Annotated in this window: 19 protein-coding genes; 6 read left to right on the forward strand and 13 right to left on the reverse strand. The window is 62.4% G+C overall.

Annotation, left to right across the window (positions count from 1 at the left end; all coding sequences use genetic code 11):
* Window positions 1-5: 5 nt before the first annotated feature.
* The gene (gene mutM, locus HX792_RS14800; protein ID WP_176996787.1) at window positions 6-818 is read right to left on the reverse strand and encodes a bifunctional DNA-formamidopyrimidine glycosylase/DNA-(apurinic or apyrimidinic site) lyase; all 813 of its coding nucleotides are present in this window, start codon (window positions 816-818) and stop codon (window positions 6-8) included.
* Window positions 819-839: 21 nt separating this feature from the next.
* On the reverse strand, window positions 840-1,652 hold the full coding sequence (locus HX792_RS14805; RefSeq protein ID WP_176996901.1) for an HDOD domain-containing protein: 813 nt from the start codon (window positions 1,650-1,652) through the stop codon (window positions 840-842).
* A 279-nt stretch (window positions 1,653-1,931) separates the two neighbouring features.
* Here HX792_RS14805 and HX792_RS14810 point away from each other — a divergent pair, with 279 nt between their 5' ends.
* From HX792_RS14810 to ilvD, 3 genes are all read left to right on the forward strand, one after another.
* Window positions 1,932-3,128 carry a class I SAM-dependent rRNA methyltransferase gene (locus HX792_RS14810; protein ID WP_168233497.1) on the forward strand — a complete coding sequence of 399 codons (1,197 nt, stop codon included), beginning with the start codon at window positions 1,932-1,934 and terminating at the stop codon, window positions 3,126-3,128.
* Between the two features lie 209 nt (window positions 3,129-3,337).
* Window positions 3,338-4,525: a Bcr/CflA family efflux MFS transporter gene (locus tag HX792_RS14815; protein WP_176996788.1), complete on the forward strand. Its 1,188-nt coding sequence runs from the start codon at window positions 3,338-3,340 to the stop codon at window positions 4,523-4,525.
* 226 nt (window positions 4,526-4,751) lie between these two features.
* Window positions 4,752-6,593, forward strand: a complete 1,842-nt coding sequence (gene ilvD, locus HX792_RS14820; protein WP_176996789.1) for a dihydroxy-acid dehydratase — start codon at window positions 4,752-4,754, stop codon at window positions 6,591-6,593.
* A 173-nt stretch (window positions 6,594-6,766) separates the two neighbouring features.
* Here the strand turns inward: ilvD and HX792_RS14825 are convergent, their stop codons facing one another.
* The 4 genes from HX792_RS14825 to HX792_RS14840 form a co-directional block, all read right to left on the reverse strand.
* Window positions 6,767-9,226: a TonB-dependent siderophore receptor gene (locus tag HX792_RS14825; protein ID WP_176996790.1), complete on the reverse strand. Its 2,460-nt coding sequence runs from the start codon at window positions 9,224-9,226 to the stop codon at window positions 6,767-6,769.
* A gap of 131 nt (window positions 9,227-9,357) precedes the next feature.
* The gene (locus HX792_RS14830) at window positions 9,358-10,305 is read right to left on the reverse strand and encodes a FecR family protein (protein ID WP_176996791.1); all 948 of its coding nucleotides are present in this window, start codon (window positions 10,303-10,305) and stop codon (window positions 9,358-9,360) included.
* The gene (locus HX792_RS14835; protein ID WP_176996792.1) at window positions 10,302-10,835 is read right to left on the reverse strand and encodes an RNA polymerase sigma factor; all 534 of its coding nucleotides are present in this window, start codon (window positions 10,833-10,835) and stop codon (window positions 10,302-10,304) included. Before HX792_RS14835 ends, HX792_RS14830 begins: the two co-directional genes overlap by 4 nt.
* Window positions 10,836-11,332: 497 nt before the next feature.
* Window positions 11,333-12,394, reverse strand: coding sequence for a haloacid dehalogenase-like hydrolase (locus HX792_RS14840; RefSeq protein WP_256349846.1), 1,062 nt, complete (start codon window positions 12,392-12,394; stop codon window positions 11,333-11,335).
* Between the two features lie 241 nt (window positions 12,395-12,635).
* Here HX792_RS14840 and HX792_RS14845 point away from each other — a divergent pair, with 241 nt between their 5' ends.
* Window positions 12,636-14,027, forward strand: coding sequence for an L-cystine transporter (locus HX792_RS14845; protein WP_176996793.1), 1,392 nt, complete (start codon window positions 12,636-12,638; stop codon window positions 14,025-14,027).
* A 96-nt stretch (window positions 14,028-14,123) separates the two neighbouring features.
* Here the strand turns inward: HX792_RS14845 and HX792_RS14850 are convergent, their stop codons facing one another.
* Complete coding sequence (locus HX792_RS14850) at window positions 14,124-14,636, reverse strand: dihydrofolate reductase (RefSeq protein ID WP_176996794.1); 513 nt, start codon at window positions 14,634-14,636, stop codon at window positions 14,124-14,126.
* Between the two features lie 69 nt (window positions 14,637-14,705).
* On the opposite strand from HX792_RS14850, the gene HX792_RS14855 reads away from it, so the two are divergent.
* Together HX792_RS14855 and HX792_RS14860 are read left to right on the forward strand one after the other, a co-directional pair.
* Window positions 14,706-16,085 (forward strand): DUF2868 domain-containing protein, encoded by a 1,380-nt coding sequence (locus tag HX792_RS14855; protein ID WP_176996795.1) that lies wholly within the window; start codon window positions 14,706-14,708, stop codon window positions 16,083-16,085.
* On the forward strand, window positions 16,078-17,445 hold the full coding sequence (locus HX792_RS14860) for a DUF3482 domain-containing protein (protein WP_176996796.1): 1,368 nt from the start codon (window positions 16,078-16,080) through the stop codon (window positions 17,443-17,445). The genes HX792_RS14855 and HX792_RS14860 overlap by 8 nt, the downstream gene beginning before the upstream one ends.
* Before the next feature lie 5 nt (window positions 17,446-17,450).
* Here HX792_RS14860 and HX792_RS14865 read toward each other — a convergent pair whose 3' ends face one another.
* The 6 genes from HX792_RS14865 to HX792_RS14890 form a co-directional block, all read right to left on the reverse strand.
* Window positions 17,451-17,984 carry a hypothetical protein gene (locus HX792_RS14865; protein WP_176996797.1) on the reverse strand — a complete coding sequence of 178 codons (534 nt, stop codon included), beginning with the start codon at window positions 17,982-17,984 and terminating at the stop codon, window positions 17,451-17,453.
* 91 nt (window positions 17,985-18,075) lie between these two features.
* The gene (locus HX792_RS14870) at window positions 18,076-18,630 is read right to left on the reverse strand and encodes a phosphonate degradation HD-domain oxygenase (RefSeq protein WP_176996798.1); all 555 of its coding nucleotides are present in this window, start codon (window positions 18,628-18,630) and stop codon (window positions 18,076-18,078) included.
* Complete coding sequence (locus HX792_RS14875) at window positions 18,630-19,763, reverse strand: TIGR03364 family FAD-dependent oxidoreductase (RefSeq protein WP_176996799.1); 1,134 nt, start codon at window positions 19,761-19,763, stop codon at window positions 18,630-18,632. The genes HX792_RS14870 and HX792_RS14875 overlap by 1 nt, the downstream gene beginning before the upstream one ends.
* A gap of 126 nt (window positions 19,764-19,889) precedes the next feature.
* A complete protein-coding gene (locus HX792_RS14880; RefSeq protein ID WP_176996800.1) occupies window positions 19,890-20,912 on the reverse strand; it encodes a putative 2-aminoethylphosphonate ABC transporter substrate-binding protein in 1,023 nt (340 codons plus the stop codon).
* A gap of 19 nt (window positions 20,913-20,931) precedes the next feature.
* Window positions 20,932-22,638 (reverse strand): putative 2-aminoethylphosphonate ABC transporter permease subunit, encoded by a 1,707-nt coding sequence (locus tag HX792_RS14885; protein WP_176996801.1) that lies wholly within the window; start codon window positions 22,636-22,638, stop codon window positions 20,932-20,934.
* A 1-nt stretch (window position 22,639) separates the two neighbouring features.
* On the reverse strand, window positions 22,640-23,704 hold the full coding sequence (locus HX792_RS14890) for a putative 2-aminoethylphosphonate ABC transporter ATP-binding protein (protein WP_176996802.1): 1,065 nt from the start codon (window positions 23,702-23,704) through the stop codon (window positions 22,640-22,642).
* Between the last annotated feature and the right edge of the window lie 131 nt (window positions 23,705-23,835).

Consider the following 23,835-nt stretch of genomic DNA (forward strand, 5'->3'; position numbering starts at 1 on the left):
CAGAATCAGCGCTGACACTTAGGGCAAAACACACTCGCCCGCTGCCCCAGCACCACATTGCGCAATTCAGTCCCGCACACCTTGCACGCCTCGCCGCCCCGGCCGTAGACGAACAGTTCCTGCTGGAAATACCCCGGCTGCCCGTCCCCGCCGATAAAATCGCGCAACGTCGTGCCGCCGCGCTCGATGGCAGCCGCCAGCACGCGCTTGATCTCGATCGCCAGCTTCAAATAACGCCCCCGCGAAATGCCGCCGGCCTCGCGACGCGGATCGATCCCCGCCGCGAACAGCGCTTCCGTCGCATAGATATTGCCCACCCCCACCACCACCGCGTTGTCCATGATGAACGGCTTCACCGCCATCGAACGCCCGCGGGACAGCTGGAACAGGCGATCGCCGTCAAACAGGTCGGTCAGCGGCTCCGGCCCCAGGCGAATCAGCAGCTCATGGTTGTGCGGGTCCTGGCTCCACAGCATCGCGCCGAAACGCCGAGGGTCGGTGTACCGCAGGGCCAGGCCCGACTCCAACTCGATGTCCACATGCTCATGCTTGGCGGCGGGCATCCCGACTTCCACCAGTCGCAGGTTGCCCGACATGCCCAAATGGCTGATCAAAGTGCCCACTTCGGCGTTGATCAGCAGGTACTTGGCCCGCCGTTCCACCAGCACGATGCGCTGCCCCGACAGGCGCACATCGAGGTCTTCCGGAATCGGCCAGCGCAGCCGGCGCTCACGCACCACCACGCGGCTGACGCGCTGGCCTTCCAGGTGCGGTGCGATCCCGCGTCGGGTGGTTTCGACTTCTGGTAACTCGGGCATGTGTACCTCGTGAAGAACGGTTTAGTGGGCGCCCAGCTCGCGGATCGACAGCTTCATGCTTTCGAAGTCGTAGTCCGACAGGCCCACGTAGTCCAGCACCAGGTGGCCAATGGCATTCCATTCGTGGTCCACCGACTGGTTGCCCAGTACGCGGTAGGACGAGCAGATGTGCTCTGCCATCTTGAGGATCGCCAGCAGGTTTTTCAGTTGGGAATTGCGCGACGACTCATCGCTGAAGATCGCCAGGGCATTGTGGTGGTTGGCGATGGCGTCGGTCACATGTTGCGGCAGGCGCCAGGATTTGGCGGTGTAGTAGCCCACCACCGCATGGTTAGTGTTGAACGCGTTGTTTTCGGTGTCGACCACGCGACAATCCGGGCCGGCGTTGGCGTAGGCCTCTTCCAGCACGGCCATGTAATTGGGGAAGCGCTTGAGCATCAACGGCACGCCACAATCGTGGAACAGGCCCAAAGCATAGGCTTCGTCCACCGCCTGGGCGCCGGTGCGTTTGGCCAGGGTGAGGCAGGTCATGGCCACATCCTGGGCGGTGTCCCAGAAACGGTTGAGGGTGACGATGGTGTCGTCGCTCATCTCGCCTCTGATCGACAGCGCGTTGATCAGGTTGATGATCGAGCGGCTGCCCAGCAGGTTCACTGCACGCTGGATCGAGGCGATCTTGTTGCTCAGGCCGAAATACGACGAGTTGACGATTTTCAGCAGTGCGCCGGACAAGCCCGGGTCCTGGGAGATCAACCGTGCGATCACTTCCAGGTCCGGGTCGGGCATGTACTGCTCCATCTGCAAATCCACCATGATTTGCGGTTGGGGCGGCACGCTGATGCCTTGCAGGGCCTGTTGGATCTGTTCGGCGGAAAGCTCTTGGGACATAAGTACTTACTCTGGGCTAGGCGGGGATTCTAACCTCTATGGGAACCTGACTGACACCTCAAAAACCTGAATGCAAACCCAATCAAATGTGGGAGCTGGCTTGCCTGCGAAAGCATCACCGCCGTACGTCAGATACACCGCGCCGTCCGCATCGCAGGCAAGCCAGCTCCCACATGAACAGCGCCGCAACAGGTATACTCCCGCTCTTTTTTCCGGAGCGACGTCATGTCCCTGCCAAGCCTGCGTCTCAAAGCCAACGCCGATCGTCGTTTGCGCAACGGCCACCTGTGGGTCTACAGCAACGAAATCGATGTGGCTGCCACCCCACTTCACGGCTTCCAGGCAGGCGACCAGGCTATCCTGGAAGCAGCCGGCGGCAAGACCCTCGGCATCGTGGCCATGAGCCCGAACAACCTGATCTGCGCCCGCCTGCTGTCGCGCGACATCAAGTTGCCTTTGGACAAGTCGCTGCTGGTACACCGCCTGAACGTCGCCCTGTCCCTGCGTGAGCGCCTGTTCGACAAGCCGTTCTACCGCCTGGTCTACGGCGATTCCGACCTGTTGCCAGGCCTGGTGGTTGATCGTTTCGGCGACATCCTGGTGGTGCAGATCGCCTCGGCGACCATGGAAGCCCACAAAGAAGACGTGATCGCGGCCCTGACCCAAGTGCTCAAGCCAAGCGGCATCCTGTTCAAGAACGACTCCGCCGCACGCGACGCTGAAGGCCTCAACCGCTACGTCGAAACCGTGTTCGGCCTGGTACCGGAGTGGGTGGCGCTGGAAGAAAACGGTGTGAAATTCGAAGCCCCGGTGATCCAGGGCCAGAAGACCGGTTGGTTCTACGACCACCGCATGAACCGTGCGCGCCTGGCCCCGTATGCCAAAGGCAAACGCGTGCTCGACCTGTACAGCTACATCGGCGGCTGGGGCGTGCAAGCTGCCGCGTTCGGCGCCAGTGAAGTGTTCTGCGTCGACGCTTCGGCCTTCGCCCTCGACGGCGTGGAGCGCAACGCCGCGCTGAACGGCTTTGCCGAGAAGATGACCTGCATCGAAGGCGATGTGTTTGAAGCCTTGAAAGAATTGAAGGCCAGCGAAGAACGCTTCGACGTGATCGTCGCCGACCCACCAGCCTTCATCAAGCGCAAGAAAGACATGAAGAACGGCGAAGGCGCCTACCGCCGCCTGAACGAGCAAGCCATGCGCCTGCTCAGCAAGGACGGCATCCTGGTCAGCGCCTCGTGCTCCATGCACTTGCCGGAAGACGACCTGCAAAACATCCTGCTGACCAGCGCCCGCCACCTGGACCGCAATATCCAGATGCTCGAACGCGGCGGCCAGGGCCCGGACCATCCGGTGCACCCGGCGATTGCCGAAACGCGCTACATCAAGAGCATTACGTGCCGCCTGCTGCCTAACAGCTGACTGACACCGCAACACCTGTAGGAGCCGGCTTGCCGGCGATGACGCCAGATCAGGCACTGCATCAGCGCCTGACCCACCGCTATCGCCGGCAAGCCGGCTCCTACATTTTTGTGCGTTGTGTCATGCCTGTTTCCAATGCCTCTGAGCATTGACTTTCCCCCTCATCAAATCAATTCTGCGTCCTCGCTCAAGGACTGAGTTTTGACCTGATGACCACCCTCGCCACCCCCGCCCGCAAGACTGCCGCCATCTTCCTGCTGATGACGATGACGGTCCTCGGCGTGTTCCCCCTCGATGTAATCCTCCCCTCATTCCCATCCATGGCGACACATTTCGGCACGTCGGTGGCCGACATCGCGCTCTCCGTCAGCCTGTTTTCCATCGGTCTTTCCTTGTCGCTGCTGCTGGTCGGCCCCCTGTCCGACAACCTGGGGCGTAAACGCCTGCTGATGATCGGCATGACCGTTGCCGTCATAGGCTCGGCAGGCTGCGCGATGGCAGACGACTTCACTACGTTTCTGTTGTTCAGGGTGGTGCAGGCAGTCGGGTGCGGCAGCTTTGTGCTGTCCCAGGCGCTGGTTCAGGACCTGTTTGTGGGCAAGGAGCAGGAGCGGCTGCGTATCGCGATCGTCACGGCGGGCGGGATCTGCATTTCGGTCTCGCCCTTGTTCGGCAGTTGGCTGCAAACCTGGCTGGACTGGCGCGGCAGTTTCCAGGTGTTTGGGGTCATTGGCCTGATATTGATCTTCAAGGCCTGGTGGCTGCTGGAAAGCCCAGGTTCCACGCCATCAGCCCGCGTTCCCATTCTGAAGGCCTATCGTCAGGTGTTGTCCGACCGGCGTTTTGTCAGCTACTGGCTGATCTCGGCGCTGGCCTTCACCTGTCACTTCGCCTTTATCGTGGTGTCGCCGATCATCCTGATGGAACAACTGGCCCTCACGCCTTACCAATTCTCCCTGGCGCTGCTGCTCTATGGCGCGGCCTATGTGCTGGGTGGCATGGGCGCGGGCTGGATGAACCGACGAATGGAAGGCCACACTCAAATCGTCACCGGCCAGCGGCTGATCGCGTTGGCGGGCGTGCTGATGCTGGTGCTTCATAACGTGTGGGGCTTGAGCGTGATAACGGTGATGCTGCCGATGATTCTGTGCACCGCCGGCACCACCATCACCCGGCCGATAGCCACGTCCCGTGCCATGGGGCTGTTTCCACACAGCGCCGGGACGTCAGCATCGGCCGGCAACGTGATCATTTTCGTCAGCGGCGGTTTGATCAGCGGGCTGGTCAGCCAGACCGGCACGCAAGTCATGACCGTACTGCCGATGACCTTCCTGATCCTGAGCGCGATCGGCATGGGCCTCAATGCCCGGGTGCAAAGGCCTGCGCACGTCTCGTAAGCGCTAACTTCACACTGGCGGCCATTCCCTCCCGCCGCCAGCGGTGTAGAATCGACGCTATTCATCGCCAGTCATCCCCCGGCGGGTTTATGAGCTCGAGGCCCAAGCAAGCGGCGATCCCGCGACGCGAGTGGCAACTTCCGGACACACGGCCATTTCTGAGTGTTCCAGACGTCAATAGAAGCTCACTCCCTTTTGATACCGATTAGCCGCCCGGAGTGCTCCAATGCCTGATTACCGCTCGAAAACATCCACCCACGGCCGCAACATGGCCGGCGCGCGCGCACTGTGGCGTGCCACGGGGATGAAAGATGACGACTTCAAAAAGCCGATCATCGCGATTGCCAACTCGTTCACCCAGTTCGTACCGGGCCACGTCCACCTCAAGGACCTGGGCCAACTGGTCGCCCGCGAGATCGAACGCGCTGGCGGCGTCGCCAAGGAATTCAACACCATCGCCGTGGATGACGGCATCGCCATGGGCCATGACGGCATGCTGTATTCCCTGCCGAGCCGCGAGATCATCGCCGACTCCGTGGAATACATGGTCAACGCCCACTGCGCCGACGCCATCGTGTGCATCTCCAACTGCGACAAGATCACCCCCGGCATGCTGATGGCCGCCCTGCGCCTGAACATCCCGGTGATCTTCGTCTCCGGCGGCCCGATGGAAGCCGGCAAGACCAAGCTCGCCTCCCACGGCCTGGACCTGGTCGACGCCATGGTCATCGCCGCCGATTCCAGCGCTTCTGACGAGAAGGTCGCGGAATACGAGCGCAGCGCCTGCCCGACCTGCGGTTCGTGCTCCGGCATGTTCACCGCCAACTCGATGAACTGCCTGACCGAGGCCCTGGGCCTGGCCTTGCCGGGCAACGGCTCCACCCTGGCCACCCACAGCGACCGCGAGCAGCTGTTCCTGCAGGCCGGCCGCACCATCGTCGAGCTGTGCAAACGCTACTACGGCGAGAACGATGAGTCGGTGTTGCCGCGCAACATCGCCAACTTCAAGGCGTTCGAAAACGCCATGACCCTGGACATCGCCATGGGCGGTTCCACCAACACGATCCTGCACCTGCTGGCCGCGGCCCAGGAAGCCGAGATCGATTTCGACTTGCGCGACATCGACCGCCTGTCCCGCCACGTGCCGCAACTGTGCAAAGTCGCGCCGAACATCCAGAAGTACCACATGGAAGACGTGCACCGCGCCGGCGGGATCTTCTCGATCCTCGGTTCGCTGGCCCGCGGCGGCCTGCTGCACACCGACCTGCCGACCGTGCACAGCAAGTCCCTCGCCGAAGGCATCGCCAAGTGGGACATCACCCAGACTGACGACGAAGCCGTGCACACCTTCTTCAAGGCAGGCCCGGCCGGCATCCCGACGCAAACCGCGTTCAGCCAGTCGACCCGTTGGGAGACCCTGGACGACGACCGTGAAAACGGCTGCATCCGCAGTGTCGAGCACGCCTACTCCAAAGAAGGTGGCCTGGCCGTGCTGTACGGCAACATCGCCCTGGACGGCTGCGTGGTGAAAACCGCCGGCGTGGATGAGTCCATCCATGTGTTCGAAGGCAACGCCAAGATCTTCGAAAGCCAGGACAGCGCCGTGCGCGGCATCCTCGCCGACGAAGTGAAAGAGGGCGACATTGTGATCATCCGCTACGAAGGCCCGAAAGGCGGCCCGGGTATGCAGGAGATGCTGTACCCGACGTCCTACCTGAAATCCAAGGGCCTGGGCAAAGCCTGTGCCTTGCTCACCGACGGCCGTTTCTCCGGCGGCACCTCGGGCCTGTCTATCGGCCACGCTTCGCCAGAAGCCGCAGCCGGTGGCGCGATTGGCCTGGTGCAGGACGGCGACAAGGTACTGATCGACATTCCAAACCGCTCGATCAACCTGTTGATCAGCGATGAAGCACTGGCCGCGCGCCGGGTCGAGCAGGACAAGAAAGGCTGGAAGCCGGTGGAGAAGCGTCCGCGCAAAGTCACCACCGCGTTGAAGGCTTACGCCCTGCTGGCCACCAGTGCCGACAAGGGTGCTGTGCGTAACAAGGCGATGCTCGACGGCCTGTAAGCCTCGCCCATAAAAAATGCCCCGCCAGGTGCGGGGCATTTTTTTGCCTGAAGAAAATCCCCGAGACGGGTGGAGATCAAATGTGGGAGCTGGCTTGCCTGCGATGGCGGCCAGTCAGGTTCATAGAGGCAGCTGACACACCGCCATCGCAGGCAAGCCAGCTCCCACAGCGTTTAGAACTGCGGTTTGTAGGTCACGCTGAACATCATGTTGCGCGGGTCGCCGAAGTAGTTGTTGCCCACAAGCTGGCTGTAGGACGGGATGTAGTAGTGCTTGTCGAGCAGGTTGTTGAAGTTCACCGCGAGGGTCACTTCATCGCTGGCTTCATACGCGACGCGTGAATTGAAGATAGCGAAGCCGGCCTGGCCGAATTTGCGGTCGAAGCTGGTGGTCGCCGTCTGTGCGTTAACCCCGGCACCCAGGCTGACGCGGCTGAAATCCCCCGGCAGCGTGTAATCGCCCCAGATCCGCAGCATGTGCTTGGGCACGGCCGTACTGAAGACTTTGCCTTTGAGTTCGGTGTCTTTCAAAAATACCGTGGTGTTGTAGGTGTAGCTGCTGCTGACCTGCAAGCCCGGCGCCAATTGACCGGTGACTTCTGCCTCCAGCCCCTGGCTGCGCACCTTGCCCGAGGCGGTGGAGCAGTACCAGCCACTGCAGGCATTCGGACCGTCAATATCGGTACTGAAGTCGGTGACGGCGCGGTTTTCGTGGATATAGCGGAACAGGGCGAGAGACGTGTTAAGCCGCCCATCCATCAACTCACCCTTGATACCCACCTCGTAGTTGCGCCCTTCGATCGGCGGCAGGCCGTTTTTTTGCTGGGTCAACTGGGTTTGCGGGATAAACACTTCGGCGTAGCTGCCATACACCGACCACTGGTCATCCAAGGCATACACCACGCCGGCGAACGGCGTGACCTTGCCATTGCTCTTGACCGAGTTTTTCTCACCACCTTCCTCATACTGGCGGGCGTAGTAGTTGTCTTGGTCGAACGCGAAGTCGTACCAACTGGTACGGGCGCCGAGGATCAACGTTAGGGGCTCGGTCAGGTTGACCCGCCACGTGCCATAAATGCCTTTCTGGGTGATGTCGTAGGTGCTCAGGGCCAGGTTGGCGCTGTCAGCAATGCTGTTGTAGGACGGCTGTGGGCGGTGATGGTCAATTGCACCGATATCCGCTCCCGGCGTGAAGGCGCGGGCATAACCATCATCGGTGTTGTACTTGGAGTAGTTGGCGCCCAACACCACACTTTGCTTGAATGACAGCGCCTCGAACTCACCGCTGACAAAGGCATCCAGGCCCCGGTTCTTGCCGGAGAAGTCCGTGGAATAGTCGGCGTAGTTACCGCTTTTGGTGCTGCCCGGCGGTACCGCTCCGACGATGAATTGATAGGTCGCCTCATTGGACTCATTCATCGCAATCGCCGAAGCCTTGAACTTCCACTGGTCGTTGAAGCGATGCTCAAGGTCCAGGTACACCGCCGTCTGATCATTGAACGAACGGTTCCAGGTTGCCCCGGTGTAGGTCGAGCGCGACACATCCAGCGGGCTGCCATCGGTGTGGCGCGGCAATGCGATCAGGTAAGGGCGCCCGTGGCTTTTCTTGTTGCTGAAACCGACGCCCAGGGTCGTGTCATCGTCCAGATCGAAGTCCAGCGCGCCATAGACGGTCTGCTCCCAGTTCCACACGTAGTCGGTGAAGGAGTGGCCCTTCTCATAGTTGACCACGGCGCGACCACGGACCGTCCCCGCCTCGTTCAAGGGGCCACCGACATCGGCCTGGGAGGCATACCGGTCCCAACTGCCGGCCTTGGCACTCAGGGTGACGGTGGGTGTCGCTTGCGGGCGCTTGCGCACCAGGTTCACCGCGCCGCCCGGGCTGTTGGCACCTTGCAGCAGGCCGGCAGCACCGCGCATGACTTCCATGCGGTCGTAGATCACCATGTTTTCGGTGATGTAGCTGCCCAACGCGTACACGTTACGCGGCACGGGTACGCCGTCGTATTGCAGCGATTCAATCTCGAAGCCACGCGCAAACATGAACATCCCCGGCCCCGGGGATTTGACCGACGCCATGCCCGGCACCGCTTCGATCGCCTGGGTCAGGGTGGTGATGTTCTGGTCATCCATGGCCTTGCGCGTCAGCACGCTGACCGATTGCGGGATGTCCTTGAGTTTTTGCGTGCTCTTGCCCAGGGTCACCGCGCCCGTGGTGTAGGAGCCGCTGCCTTCGGTGGTCGTGCCCAGATGCTCGGCGCTGACCATCGTGGCCCCCACTTCCAGCGCGGAACCCGAGGCCACGCGTTTTTCCAGAGTGACCGTATCGGCATTGATGAACGCCGCACTCAACCCCGTGCCACCCAGCAGCAAGCCCAGCGCCTCACGCTGGCCCAGGTTGCCACGCGCCCCCGGCGACACCACACCTTGCGTCAATTCCCCGGAAACCAGCACCTGCACCCGCGTCACCGCCGAAAACGCCGCCAGCGCGCCGTCCAGGCTTTGCCCCGGAATATCAAAACGATAGGTCTGGGCCTGGGTGGTCTCGGCGGCCTGCAAGGCCAGCGGCGCAGTGCCGCAGGCCATGGAAATAGCCAATGCCAGCAAAGGCCGTGCGACGTATCGGTGTGCCATGGATGATGCTCCCCGGTGCAAAAAGTCAGTGATCGGCGCTGCACTACTTGAGAGTGCTTACTATTTGCGCCTCAGTGATCAAGGACGATGCCTTGCGGAGAAACCCTGAAAGTTTTTGAAAAAAATGATGACTAGGACGCTTTGCCTTCACGCAGCACCAGCAAATAGGGGGTGTAGTGCTCGGCGTGCAGGTTGAGGGTGTATTCCAGCGCCTTGATCACCGCCTCGGGCTTGTCGATCTCAAACACCCCGGACACCACGCGGTTACGCAGCGCATCGCCCAGCACCAGGGTCTTGCCCGGCCAATAACGGTTCAGCTCGCTGACCACTTCCGACAGCGGCTGCTGGCGGAACACCAGTTGCCGTTGGCGCCAGGCAAAGCCGCTGGCCGGGTCGAAGCCATGGACATCCGTAAGCCGCTGACCTTGATATTCCACAGCCCGGCCGGGCTCCAAGTAGACCGGATCCCCACTGCCCGCACTGACCTGCACCTTGCCCTGGGCCACTTGCACCCGCGTCTGCGCCTCACGCCGGGCCACGCTGAACTGGGTACCCACCACCTTCACCCAGCCATCGCCCGACTGCACCACGAACGGCCGGGTCGGGTCTTTGGTCACGCTGAAAAATCCTTCACCGCGCAGCAAACGAATCTGACGCTCGCCGGCACTCATGCGCACTTGAATCGCGCTGTCGGTGTTGAGTTGCAACTGGGAGCCGTCCGCCAACTCGACGGTGCGCGATTCGCCAGTGCCGGTAGCGTAATCGGCCCGCAGGCGGTCGAGCCAAGGGGTGTTTTGAACGGTCAGCCCAACCGCCAGCAATACCGCGGCAGCATAGGCCCAGCGCCGCGCGGGCTTGCGCCAAGCGGCCTGTTCGGCACGGCGGATCACCCGCGCCGGCTCGCGCAAGCCGCCCAGCATCGCCTGCACTTCCTGCCAGGCATCGTCCTGGGCCTGGCCCTGTCCGAGCCAGGCGGCGAAGGCTTCCATTTCGGCCGAGGTCACGTCGTCGGCCTGCAGGCGGAAGTACCAACCGGTGGCTTCTTCGAACAGCCCATCGGCAGTGTGTGCAGCGGTCATGACCGACGTCCTTGTGTATCGCAGGCGAGCCGCGTCTTGATGTAGGCGCGGCATTCAATCAGGGCACGACGCAGTTGGTATTCCACGCTGCGCGGGGTGATCGACAGGCGTTCGCCAATCTCGCGGTAGGAAAGTTCGTCGACATGATAAAGCAGGAAGATCTGCCGAGTCGCTTCGGGCAACGCCAGGATCGCGTCCTGCATCAGTTGCTCCTGCTGGTAGGCGGCCAATTGCTCATCGGCGCCCGGGTTGCTGCACGGCAGTTCTTCACTGGGTTCGCCGGCGTCCAGGCGCTCACGGCGGATGGCCTGGCGCTGGTGATCGCGCACCAGGTTGCTGGCGATGGTGAAGAGGAAGGCAGGGAGGTTGTCGATCTTCTCGCCGCAGTCCATGCGTGCCAGGCGCAGGAACGATTCCTGGGTCAGGTCGGCGGCCACCTGGGCGCTGCCGGTGCGGCGGGTGACGAAGGCTTCGAGGGCTTTCTTCTGCTCCGCGAACAGGCGCGCGATCTGCGAATTCCAGGAGGGCACAGCACTACCTTGAGAAGAACGAGAGGTTCAGGAAGTGCGCACGCTAGCAGAGGATGAGATTGGTTCGCAATTGATATCTATTTTTGCCGTGAGGGTTGTGGTGTTCTTGGGGTCGCTATCGCAGGCAAGCCAGCTCCCACAGTTGACCGAGTTCTAAGATGAGAATGCGGTCCACATGTGGGAGCTGGCTTGCCTGCGATGCAGACGACTCGGTCTTACTGAATTTCGTCCGGCTTGACGATCACCCAGTTCTTGTCCTCCGTCACCGGCAGCCCTCCCACAAGTGACCGAGTTCCAACAGGAGAATGCGGTCAACATGTGGGAGCTGGCTTGCCTGCGATACAGACGACTCGGTCTTACTGGATTTCGTCCGGCTTGACGATCACCCAGTTCTTGTCCGCAGTCACCGGCAGCCCTCCCACAAGTGACCGAGTTCCAACAGGAGAATGCGGTCAACATGTGGGAGCTGGCTTGCCTGCGATGCAGGCGACTCGGTGTTACTGGATTTCGTCCGGCTTGACGATCACCCAGTTCTTGTCCGCTGTCACCGGCAGCCCTTCTTTGGCTTGGGCCGCGGCGTGCTTAGCCATCATGCCGTTGAGTTGGGTCATATATTTGTCTTTGCGGTTGACCCACAGGTGAATGCCGCCCTTGGCCACGTCCACATCGTGGAACAGCATGTAACCGTCACTGCTGGGCGTGTCGCCGCCCACGATCACTGGTTTTTTCCATTCGTCGATGTAGGTGAGGATCGCCGCGTGCTTGCCCGCCATCCAGGTGGCCGGGGTCCACAGGTATGGGGTGAGTTCGAGGCCGAGGTTGGCCTTCTCGTCATACTTGCCGGCCGCAATTTGCTTGCGTGCGGTGGTCAGCTCGCCGGTCTTGCGGTCCTTGAGCAGGGTGCTCACGCCGATAACGTTCTCGGGTTTGACGTTGTAGCCGTACTTGGGATCGGCCGCGACCATGCGCACCAGCTCTTCCGAGGCGGCGGTCATCACGTACACCTCGATGCCGTTTTCCATCAGCTTGTTGTACAGCTCGGCCTGGCCGGTGAAGACTTTCGGCGGCTGCACTTCGGAGTTCTTCACCACGTCGCCTTCGTAATAGGTCACGGGTACCGGCTTGCCGGAAGCCATCAGCTCATCCACGTAGCCTTTGAGTTCCTTGAGGGTGAAGCCGGAGAAGATTTGCGCAACCCACGGGTAGCAGACCATGTCGTCCACTTCGCACAGGCGGTAGTAGTAACTGAACAGGCTTTCCTTGTGGTCGGCGGTGTCCTTGAACGGGATCAGTTTCAGGGACGGGTCCATGGTGTCGCGGGTGATCAGGCCCTTGTTTTCCAGGTAAGGCAGCAAAGACTCTTCGAGGTCGTAGCGGTAGCTGGTGTTGTCCATGTCGAACACTGCGAAGTTACCTTTGTTGGCATTCGCAGCGATCATTTCGTTCAGTTGCTTGGCCGCCGGCGCTGGCCAATGCTTCAACTCGGTGGCGGCAAAGGCCTGGCTGGCGAGGCCAAGGCAGAAGGCGGCAGAGACCAGTAGTTTCGGCGCAAGCTTCATAAGCGTTTTCTCCCTGAGTGAAAGACATCGACGCTAACAAATCCGTATGACAGTTATCGTCCGAGCACGACCGCTTGCATCGTGATTGCGCCAACGGCATGTGCCTGAGCGTCAAACGCTTATTCCAAAAACGACAGTCACCATTCCATATCGGTATTAAATCAATATATTTCAAGCTGTTAGGCTTTCCGGTTCGCAATCGCAGGCTCACGCGATTGGCTGCCTTCTCAACGGAGCTTCAATGAATCTGCCCCTGATTCTCAACTTACTGGTGTTCGTGGCCCTGCTGCTGGGCCTGGCACAAACCCGTCGCACAAACTGGAGCCTCGCCAAGAAGGTGTTGTTTGCCCTCGCCCTCGGCGTGGTGTTCGGCACGGTCCTGCACACGATCTACGGTGACGGCAACCCGGTGCTCAAGGCCTCCATCGGCTGGTTCGACCTGGTCGGCAACGGCTACGTGCAACTGCTGCAAATGATCGTGATTCCACTGGTGTTCGCCTCGATCCTCAGCGCCGTGGCGCGCCTGCACAACGCCTCGTCCCTGGGCAAGATCAGCTTCCTGACCATCGGCACGCTGCTGTTCACCACCGCGATTGCAGCGTTGATCGGCATTGGCCTGACCAACCTGTTCGGCCTCACCGCCGAAGGCCTGGTGGCCGGCACCCAGGAAATGGCGCGCCTGCAAGTGATCCAGAGCGATTACGCGGGCAAGGTCGCCGACCTGAATATCCCGCAACTGCTGCTGTCGTTCGTACCGGCCAACCCGTTCGCCGACCTGGCGCGGGCCAAGCCTACGTCGATCATCAGCGTGGTGATTTTCGCCGCGTTCCTGGGGGTTGCCGCGCTGCAGCTGCTCAAGGATGACGTGGAAAAAGGCCAGAAAGTGCTCAACGCCATCGACACCCTGCAAGCCTGGGTGATGCGCCTGGTGCGCCTGGTGATGAAGCTCACGCCCTACGGCGTACTGGCGCTGATGACCAAAGTGGTTGCCGGTTCCAACCTGCAAGACATCATCAAGCTCGGCAGTTTCGTGGTGGTGTCGTACCTGGCCCTGGGCCTGATGTTCGTGGTGCACGGCCTGTTGCTGTCCCTGGCCGGGATCAACCCGCTGCGCTTCTTCCGCAAGGTGTGGCCGGTGCTGACCTTTGCCTTTACCAGCCGTTCCAGCGCGGCCGCGATTCCGCTGAGCATCGAAGCGCAAACCCGCCGCCTGGGTATCCCGCAGTCTATCGCCGGGTTCGCCGCCTCGTTCGGCGCGACCATCGGCCAGAACGGTTGTGCCGGTCTCTACCCTGCGATGTTGGCGGTGATGGTCGCGCCAACCGTGGGTATCAACCCGCTGGACCCGCTATGGATCGCGACATTGGTGGCAATTGTGACCTTGAGTTCGGCAGGCGTTGCCGGCGTGGGCGGCGGTGCAACCTTTGCTGCGCTGATCGTGCTGCCGGCCATGGGCTTGCCGGTGTCACTGGTGGCGCTGCTGATTTCCGTGGAGCCGCTGATCGACATGGGCCGTACGGCGTTGAACGTGAATGGTTCGATGACGGCCGGCGCGATTACCAGCCAGGTGATGGGGCAGACAGACAAAGCGCTGTTGAATGCCGATGAGCATGCCGAGTTAGCGCAAGGCTGATAGACCGCTATCGCGGGCAAGCCCGCTCCCACATTTGACCGAGTTTTCCTGAAGAAACCGGATCAAACTGTGGGAGCTGGCTTGCCTGCGATGCTTTTAGGCTTTTTCCCAGACTTCGAAGTTGTACGCTGGCTTGTCGCCTTCCGGCGCATTCTCCCGATTCGACACCAACGTCCACTGGCCCCGATCAAACTCCGGAAACCAAGCATCCCCTTCCGGACTCAACGCCACCCGCGTCAGATACAGGCGATCCGCCTGCTCCAGCCCCTGCGCATACAACTGCGCACCACCGATCAGCATCAGCTCATCCGCGCCTTGCTCCAGTGCCCACGCCTCAGCGCGCTCCACGGCGGCGTCCAGCGACGGAAAAACTTCCGCACCTTCCAGCGCCAGATCGGTCTGACGGCTGACCACAAGGTTCAAGCGCCCCGGCAACGGTCGGCCCAGGGAGTCCCAGGTCTTGCGCCCCATGATGATCGGCTTGCCGAGCGTGGTGGCCTTGAAATATTTGAAATCCCCCGGCAAATGCCAGGGCATGCTGTTGTCGACGCCGATCACACGGTTTTCACCGAGGGCTGCGATCAGGCTTAAAGGGAGAGTTTTTTTCATGGCGACGAGAATACCAGAGGTACGAGCCAGCGGTTATGCTCAGTCCTCACTGGCTCAACAGGATGACGCGTGACTGCACTGAACCCGCTGCACACACTCTGGATGACAGAAACCGTGCGCCTGCGCGAAGAACACGCCGGCCCACTGGAAGACCTGGAAGCCAACCGCCTGGCCCGCACGGCCGGTGGCGACCTGCCGACGCGTATCCAGCACCGCGCGCTGCACCTGGCCGAGCGCGACGGCCTGACCGCCGCCCTCACCCGCTGGCTGCAAGGGGCGCGCCTGGCGCTGGTGTTGCTGGCTATCGTCGCCGTCATCAGCGGCGCCGGCTTGGCCTTTGCCGCCTTGGGCAACGGCCTGACCCCGGTGAACGTGTTCTGGGCCCTGGGCAGCCTGCTCGGCTTGAACCTGATCCTGCTGATCAGCTGGGCCCTGGGCTTGCTGTTTGCCGGCGAACACAGCGCCAGCCTGGGACGCTTGTGGTTGTGGCTCAGCGAAAAACTCGCCCGGGATGCCAAGGCGGCGCAATTGGCACCGGCGCTGTTGCTGTTGCTGCAACGGCAGAAGCTCAATCGCTGGGCCGTGGGTGTGCTGGTCAACAGCGTGTGGCTGCTGGCGCTGCTCAGTGCCCTGGTGATTCTTCTTACGCTGCTCGCCACCCGTCGCTACGGCTTCGTGTGGGAAACCACCATCCTGGGCGCCGACACCTTTGTCGCCGTCACCCAAGCCCTGGGCACCCTGCCTGCCCTGCTGGGCTTCAACGTGCCCACTGTCGAGATGATCCGCGCCAGCGGTGATGCCGCCCTGAATATCGAAAGCGCCCGCCAGGCCTGGGCCGCGTGGCTGGTGGGCGTACTGCTGGTGTACGGCCTGCTGCCAAGGTTGATCCTCGCCCTGTTGTGCCTGTGGCGCTGGAAACGCGGGCGCGCCGCCCTGCGCCTGGACCTCAACCTGCCCGGCTACAGCCAACTGCGCGAACGCCTGATGCCCAGCAGCGAACGCCTTGGCGTCAACGATGCCGCGCCCGAGCAACTGCACCACGTCAGCGGCGGCGTCAGTGAAGTGGAAAGCGATGGTGCCTTGCTGGTGGCCATCGAACTGGACGACCAACATCCCTGGCCACCCAAGCTGCCTAGCAGCGTAAAGAACGCCGGCATTCTCGACAGCCGCGAATCACGCCACACACTGCTGGAACAACTCACCCGCTTTCCGCCTGCCCGCCTGGCCATTGCCTGTGACCCACGCCGCTCACCCGACCGTGGCAGCCTGGCGCTGATCGCCGAACTCGCCCGTAGCGCCACCGCCACCCGCGTCTGGCTGCTGCAAGCGCCGCCCGGCCAGGCACTGGACGCCGAACGCCTGGGCGACTGGCACGCCGCGTTGCAGCAACTTGAGTTGCCGTTCGCCGACTGCGCGCCGCTGAACTGGCTGGAGACCGGTCATGACTAAACCGCTGAAACTCGCCGTGGTTGGCCACACCAACGTCGGTAAGACCTCACTGCTGCGCACGCTGACCCGCGACGTGGGCTTCGGCGAAGTGTCCCATCGCCCCAGCACCACGCGGCATGTCGAAGGCGCGCGCCTGTCGGTGGAGGGCGAGGCGCTGCTGGAACTCTACGACACCCCCGGCCTTGAAGACGCCATCGCCCTGCTCGATTACCTGGAGCGCCTGGACCGCCCCGGCGAACGCCTGGATGGCCCGGCCCGCCTGGCGCGCTTCCTGGAAGGCAGCGAAGCGCGCCAGCGTTTCGAACAGGAAGCCAAGGTGCTGCGCCAACTGCTGGCGTCGGACGCCGGGCTGTATGTGATTGACGCCCGCGAACCGGTGCTCGCCAAGTACCGCGATGAGCTGCAAGTGCTGGCCAGTTGTGGCAAGCCGTTGCTGCCGGTGCTCAATTTCGTCAGCAGCAGCGACCACCGCGAGCCGGACTGGCGCGAAGCCCTGGCCCGCCTCGGCCTGCACGCACTGGTGCGCTTCGACAGCGTGGCGCCGCCAGAAGACGGCGAACGGCGCCTGTATGAAAGCCTCGCCCTGCTGTTGGAAAACGCCCGGCCGCAATTGGAACGCCTGATCCTGGATCAGGAGGCCCAGCGCCACGCCCGCCAACAAAGCGCGGCACGCTTGATCGCCGAGTTGCTGATCGACTGCGCCGCGTGCCGACGCAGCGTAGTCACTGAAGATGAACAGCAAGCCATCGGCGACCTGCGCAAAGCGGTGCGTCAGCGCGAGCAAAAATGCGTGGAGGCCCTGCTCAAACTCTTCGGCTTCCGCCCCCAGGACGCCGCCGCCAGCGACTTGCCGTTGCTCGACGGCCGCTGGGGCGATGACCTGTTCAACCCCGAAACCCTCAAGCAACTCGGCGTGCGCGTCGGTGGCGGGATCGCCGCAGGTGCGGCAGCCGGTGCGGGTGTGGATTTGTTGGTCGGCGGTTTGACCCTGGGCGCCGCCGCCCTGGCCGGGGCAATTGCCGGTGGCGCGCTGCAAACCGCACGCAGCTATGGCAGCCGTTTGCTGGGCAAGATCAAGGGCCAGCGCGAACTGAGCGTGGACGACAGCGTGCTGCGCCTGCTCGCCCTGCGCCAACGCCAATTGCTCAAGGCTCTGAACCTGCGCGGGCATGCGGCGATGCACAGCATCAAGGTGGACACGCCCCAGGACAAAACCTGGCGCGAAGGCAAGTTGCCAGACGCCCTGCACAAGGCCCGCGCCCACCCGCAATGGTCGTCCCTCAACCCCCACGCCAGACTCAGCCAGGCCGAGCGTCAGGAACAGATCGAAGCACTGGCTACCCGGCTCGACGAGGCATAAACCGCTTACACCTCATACCAGTTCAAGGCCAGGAAGGTCGTGCATAGCGAGCGGATCAGTTCCTTGTCCGCCTTGTCAGCCGCGCCATTGCGGTCAACATCACTGTTGGTGAACGACTCCAGTACGCCGTCGCTGTCGCCGTCATAGGCCGCCACCTTGTAGATCAGCGCAGCGCCAGCTCCAGAGGCAGCAGGTTCGTGAAAGTCCAGCTTGACTGCGTTCGGCCGACCGGTTTTGCCGAAATGGTCGACGTACATGATCAATGTACGCTGCCACTGTCTAGCCGAATTGAACCAATTGAGCTTCAAGAAGCTGTCGGCGAAACTCACCAACTGAGGTTTGTCCACAACCAGACAGTCAGGCAGCGGCTCTCCCGCCAGTTGTAGATCGACCTTGCCATCCACCGTCATATCCAGACCGACGGTTTCGTAGATCAACGCGTCTGGGGCACCGGGGTGCTGCTGATAAAAGTGCAGAATCACCGCATCGGCGCGACCATTCCCGCACAAGTCCTGGGCAGTGGCTTTCAAATAACGCATCGCATTGCTCCTTTAACTAAAGAAGCAAGCACCTTAGTAACGTGCCAATCATGGCTCTAGGCGGCGCGTCTGCGTTTTGCGTAAGGCCACTCTACGCAGCGAGTAGCCGTATGGCCTTGGCCTTGAGCAACTGCAAATCCAGCACCGGCACGTGCATTTCCTTGGCCTGCTCATCCCAATAGCGCATGCGCAAACTCACCGCACACAGCGGGTCTTGCTCGAACGCCTGGGCTTCCTCGGCGCTCATCACCCCGCCCTGATACGCCAGCGTGCGGCGGCTGGCTTCGCTGAGGCGAGCGTAGTAGTCCGGTTGGCTGAAGGTCAGGTAACGCTTGGCCTGTACGTGGTATTCCACCAGCTTGGCCATGCGCTCGCTGAACCCTGCACGGCGCAGGTAATCGGCCCCTAGCCGTTCATGGCTGACAACGCCATAACCGCCCATGTTCTCGCCACCCTGGCCGCAGAGGTGCCCGATGTCGTGGAAAAACGCCGCCAGCACCACTTCATCGTCAAAACCCTCGGCCATCGCCAGCTGCGCGGCCTGGGACATGTGCTCGATCTGCGACACCGGCTCGCCGATGTAATCCGCCGTGCCATGCGTTTCGTACAAGCCGAAGACGTCGGCAATTGCCTGTTCCGGGTTCATCACGCCGCTCCCCACAATGCTGTGATATTTCGCTCGGCCATAGCCGGCCCCACGCTCATGCCCACCCCGGTGTGCATCAACGCCGCACTCACGCCCGGCGCCGCACGCAGGAACGAAAACGGCCCCGGCCCGCGCGAGCCATACACGCCCTGCCACCGCTCGACCACCTGGATCTTGCACCCCAGGGTTTGCTCGGCCAGCTCGATCATCCAGTCGTCCACTTGCTCGGCGTTGAACGGCGAGGCATCGCTGCCGTAGTCGTGGGAGTCGCCGATGATCAGTTCGCCATGGGGCGTCGGGCTGATCAGCAGGTGAATCCCGTGCTCGTGCAAGTGCGGTGCTTCACGCAGGATCTGCGCCTGCACCGGTGCCGCTTCCGGCAGGTCGGCAAAGGCGCCGTAGTGCACGCAACTCAAGCCCGTGAGCAACGCGTGTTGCAGGTTCAGATTCACGCTTGGCCGGGCACGCAGCATTTGCAAGCGGCAGATACTCGGGTTGAGTTCGGCCATCGCCTCGGCCAGCAAGGTTTGGTAGTCATGGCCGGAACACACGATGATCTGTTCACCGCGAAAGCTGCCTGCCGTGCTGTGCAACTGGCCCGGCTCAACATCGCGCACCAGGGTGGAGAAGTAGAACTCCACGTTCAGTTCCTGCGCCAGGTAGTTGATCAGCACCGGGATCGCTTCGCGGGAATACAGCTGCTGGTCGTCTTTGCCATGCAGTGCGGCGCGGTGATGGCGGAACTGGCCGCCGTACAGGTCCTTCATGGCCGAGCCTTGAAGCAGCTCGACGTTGTAGCCGTGTTCCCGCGCGCGGCCGGCGCAGAAGGCTTCCAGCAGGTGTTCTTCGGCTTCGGAGCGGGCGAACAGATACGCGCCGTTGCGTTTGAGTTGCAAGCCGGCGACTTGAGCCCAATGGCCCCAGATGTCGCGGCTTTCCCGCGACAGATCGAGCATCGGGCCAGGTGGTTGGCCGGTGACCAGGGCTTGGCCGAAGTTGCGCACCGAGGCGCCGAGCGGCGTGGCACTGCGTTCGAAGACCTTGACCTTGAGGCCGCGCTTGGCGGCGGCGTAGGCGTGGGACAGGCCGAGGATGCCGGCGCCCACGATCAGCAGGTCATTGTGTTGTGTCATGGAGAGATGTCCTGAATTCGAAGCCGCCTTCGCAGGCAAGCCAGCTCCCACATTTGAATGTGTTCACAAATCAAAATGTGGGAGCTGGCTTGCCTGCGAAGAGGCCATCAGCCCTAACGAAAAATCTTACTGACCGGCCACCTTCTCCGACTTGCCGTCATAGCGCTTGCGCCACTCAGTCAGGATGCTGTCGCGGTTCTTCGACGCCCAGGCAAAGTCGTTCTTGATCAGGCGCTGCTCGTAATCAGCCGGCAATTCGGTCTGCGGCTTGGCAATGCCTGGCTGCGCGAGCACGGCGAAGTTGTCTTTGTACAGGTCCATGGCCGCGCTGCTGGCAGAGAAGTCAGCGAGCTTTTTAGCGGCGTCCGCATGGGCGGTGCCCTTCATCACCGCCGTGGCTTCGATGTCCCAACCCAGGCCTTCCTTCGGCAGGATGATGTCCAGCGGCGCGCCCTGGCGTTTGAGCTGCACGGCCGGGTATTCGAAGGAAATACCAATCGGGAACTCACCCGAAGCCGCCAGCTTGCACGGCTTGGAACCGGAGTGAACGTACTGGCCGATGTTCTGGTGCAGGTCGTCCATGTACTGCCAGCCCTGCTTCTCGCCGAAGGTCTGCAACCAGGCGCTGACGTCCAGGAAACCGGTGCCGGAAGACGCAGGGTTCGGCATCACGATCTTGCCCTTGTACTCAGGCTTGGTCAGGTCTTGCCAGCTCACCGGCTTGGTCAGGCCTTGTTTCTCGGCTTCGACGGTGTTGAAGCAGATGGTTGCCGCCCAGACGTCCATGCCCACCCAGGCCGGTGGGTTGGCCGGGTCGCGGTAGTTCTTGCCGATCTTGTCCAGGTCCTTTGGCGCGTAGTTGTCCAACATGCCCTGCTGGTCGAGGATCGCCAGGCTCGACGCAGCCAGGCCCCACACCACGTCGGCTTGCGGGCGGTCTTTCTCGGCCAGCAGCTTGGCAGTGATGATGCCGGTGGAGTCACGTACCCACTTGATCTCGATGTCAGGGTTGGCCTTTTCGAACGCCTGCTTGTAGGTCTTCAACTGCTCGGCTTCGAGGGCCGTGTACACGGTGAGCTCGGTCTTGGCGAAGGCATTCAGGCTGAATGCAGTGAGTACGGCAGCGACCAGCGCCAGGGGCTTGAACATGGAACACCTCCTATCGGGATTATTGGCCGGGCGCGGTCTGGCGCCAGGCTTGGGAGCGACGCAGTGCGCCACGTGAAGCCCACGCCAGCAGCAGCGAGACGCCGGCTGAAGTGAACAGGATCAGAGTCGACATGGCCGCCGCACCGCCCACGTTGCCGGCATCGTCCATGTTCAACACGGCGACAGCGGCTAGGATGGTGTCGGGGCTGTAGAGGAAGATAGCGGCCGACACGGTGGTCATGGCCGATACAAACAGGTAGCGCACGATGTCCAGCAACGCCGGCAGGCAGATCGGTACGGTCACGCGCAGGTAATGACGGTACAGCGGCGCCTTGAGGGACAGCGCGGCGGCTTCGAACTCGGCGTCCAGTTGACGCAGGGCCGTGGTGGCGGTCATCTGCGCAGTGGTCAGATAGTGCGCAATGGTGCACACCACCAGCAGGGTCATGGTCCCGTAGAACACATGCAGCGGGTTGCCGTTGAGGTTGAAAAAGAACACGTAGCCCAGGCCCAGCACCAGGCCCGGCACGGCCATCGGCACGAAGCTGAGCATACGCAGCGCCAGGTTGAGGCCTTTCTGGCCCTTGGTCTTTTCCATCAGGTAAGCGCCGGTGAAGATCAGCACGCTGCCGATCAACGCCGTGCACAGCGCCAGGGTCAGGCTGTTGCGATAGGCCAGCCAGCCGCCGCCCGCGGTGTCTTCAAACTGGTAGTGGTTGAGCGACAACGACAGGTTGTACGGCCAGAACTTCACCAGCGAGGAATACACCGCCATGCCGAACACCAGCAGCAACACGGCGCAGATCAGCAGCACGATGGCCAGGTAGCAACCGTCGCGCAGCCGCGAGGGCGCCGGCTGGAACACCTGGGCACGGCCGCTCATCGAGTCGCCATGACGGCGGCGCAGCCAGGCGTCCACACCAAAGCTGAACAGCGCCGGCAACAGCAATACCATGCCGATCAGTGCACCACGCCCGAACTGTTGCTGACCGACCACCGCCTTGTAGGCTTCCAGCGCCAGCACCTGATAATCCCCGCCAACGACAACGGGCACGCCAAAATCGGTGATGGTCAGGGTGAACACCAGGCAGAACGCAGCGAACACCGCCTGGCGCGTGGCCGGCCAAGTGATGCTGCGAAACGCCCGCGCCGGGCTGGCGCCCATGCTGGAGGCGGCGTCGAACAGGCGCGCGTCCGCCAGGGACAGCGCCGACAGCAGAATCATCAGTGCATGGGGGAAGGTGTAGATCACCTCACCCAGCACAATGCCCCAGAAACCGTAGATATTGTCCGATAGCAAGCCGCGCAACATGCCCTGGTTACCGAACAGGTAGACCAGCGCAATGCCCGGCAACATCGACGGCGCCATCAGTGGCAGCAGCGACATGCCACGCCAGATCGCCTTGCCGGGAATCAGCGTGCGTTGCAGGGCGTAGGCAAACAGGTAGGCCAACGGTACGACAATGGCCGCCACGCTGAGGGAGACCTTCAGGCTATTGCCCAGCAGCCAGTGGAAGTTGTCGCTGGTCACCAGTTCCCGCGCCGCGACCAGGCCACCGCCCTGCCCGGCTTCGCTGCTGAAGCCGCGCCAGAAGATCGCCAACAAGGGCAGCAAGACTGCGACGCCCAGCAACACCAGCCACAGCAGTTTGCCGCCGACGACGAAAATACGGTCACCGGTTTCGGCACGGGACACCTGCCGTGGCTGCGTCATGACAGTGGCCATCTCAGGCAAACACCTGCAGGCTGCGCGGCGGCAAGGCCACCCAGATATCCTGGACACCCAGGCGCGGCATGGCTTCCGGCGCCAGCTCGGCCAGCAATGGGTGGCCGGGCAACTGCTCCAGCTCAAAGCTCATGCGGCAACGATTGCCGAGGAAGGTGATCTCGCGGACCTTGGCCGGGAACAGGTTCTCTTCATGCACCGGTGGGTTCACGCTGATCGCTTCCGGGCGGCAGAACAGGCGACCGGACTTGGCCACGCCGGCGTCGTCGGCCAAGCGCATGTTCATCCCGCCGACCTGGGCATGGCTTGCGCTGTTGCGGCTGAACGGCAGCCAGTTGCCCTGGCCAACAAACTCCGCCACGAACGGCGTGGCCGGGCGGTCGTAAATCTCCTGGGGCGTGGCGTATTGCTCGACCTTGCCGTTGTTCATCACGGCGATGCGGTCGGCCATCAGCATGGCCTCGTCCTGGTTGTGGGTGACCATCAACGTGGTGATGCCCAGGCGGCGCTGCAGTTGGCGCAGTTCGGTACACAAATGCTCGCGGACGCGGGCGTCGAGGGCCGACATCGGTTCATCCAGCAACAACAACGAAGGGGCCGGCGCCAACGCGCGGGCCAGGGCCACGCGTTGCTGCTGGCCGCCAGAGAGTTGGCCGGGGTATTTCTTTTCACTGCCGACCAGGCCGACCAGTTCGAGCATCTGCCCGACGCGCTTGCGCACTTCATCGCGACCGCTGCCGGTGAGGCCGTAACCGATGTTGGCTTCGACGGTGAGGTTGGGAAACAGCGCGTAGGACTGGAACAAAATGCCGTAGTCCCGCGCCTGGGGTGGCAGCAGGGATACATCACGGTTGCCCAGGCGCAGCTCACCGCTGTCCTGGCGCTCCAGGCCGGCGATGCAGCGCAGCAAGGTGGTCTTGCCACAGCCGGACGGGCCCAGCAGGCACACCAGCTCGCCCGCAGCGACGTCCAGGGAAACGTTGTCCAGGGCGGTGAAGGCGCCGAAACGCTTCTGGATACCGCGCACCGTCATCGGCGCGCCGGGGTGGGTCAGGGCTGTGTTCATGGTGGCACCTCATCAAACGGATGAAGGCCATGCTAGGAGGGCAATGCGTCCCTGATGTGGCAGGAAGGCAAAATGGGGCGATAGTGGTATTGGTAGATTTGGGTTGTCTGGGCGGACGTCATCGCCGGCAA

This window comes from Pseudomonas sp. B6002 (assembly GCF_013385985.1).
In the GTDB taxonomy this organism is placed as follows: domain Bacteria; phylum Pseudomonadota; class Gammaproteobacteria; order Pseudomonadales; family Pseudomonadaceae; genus Aquipseudomonas.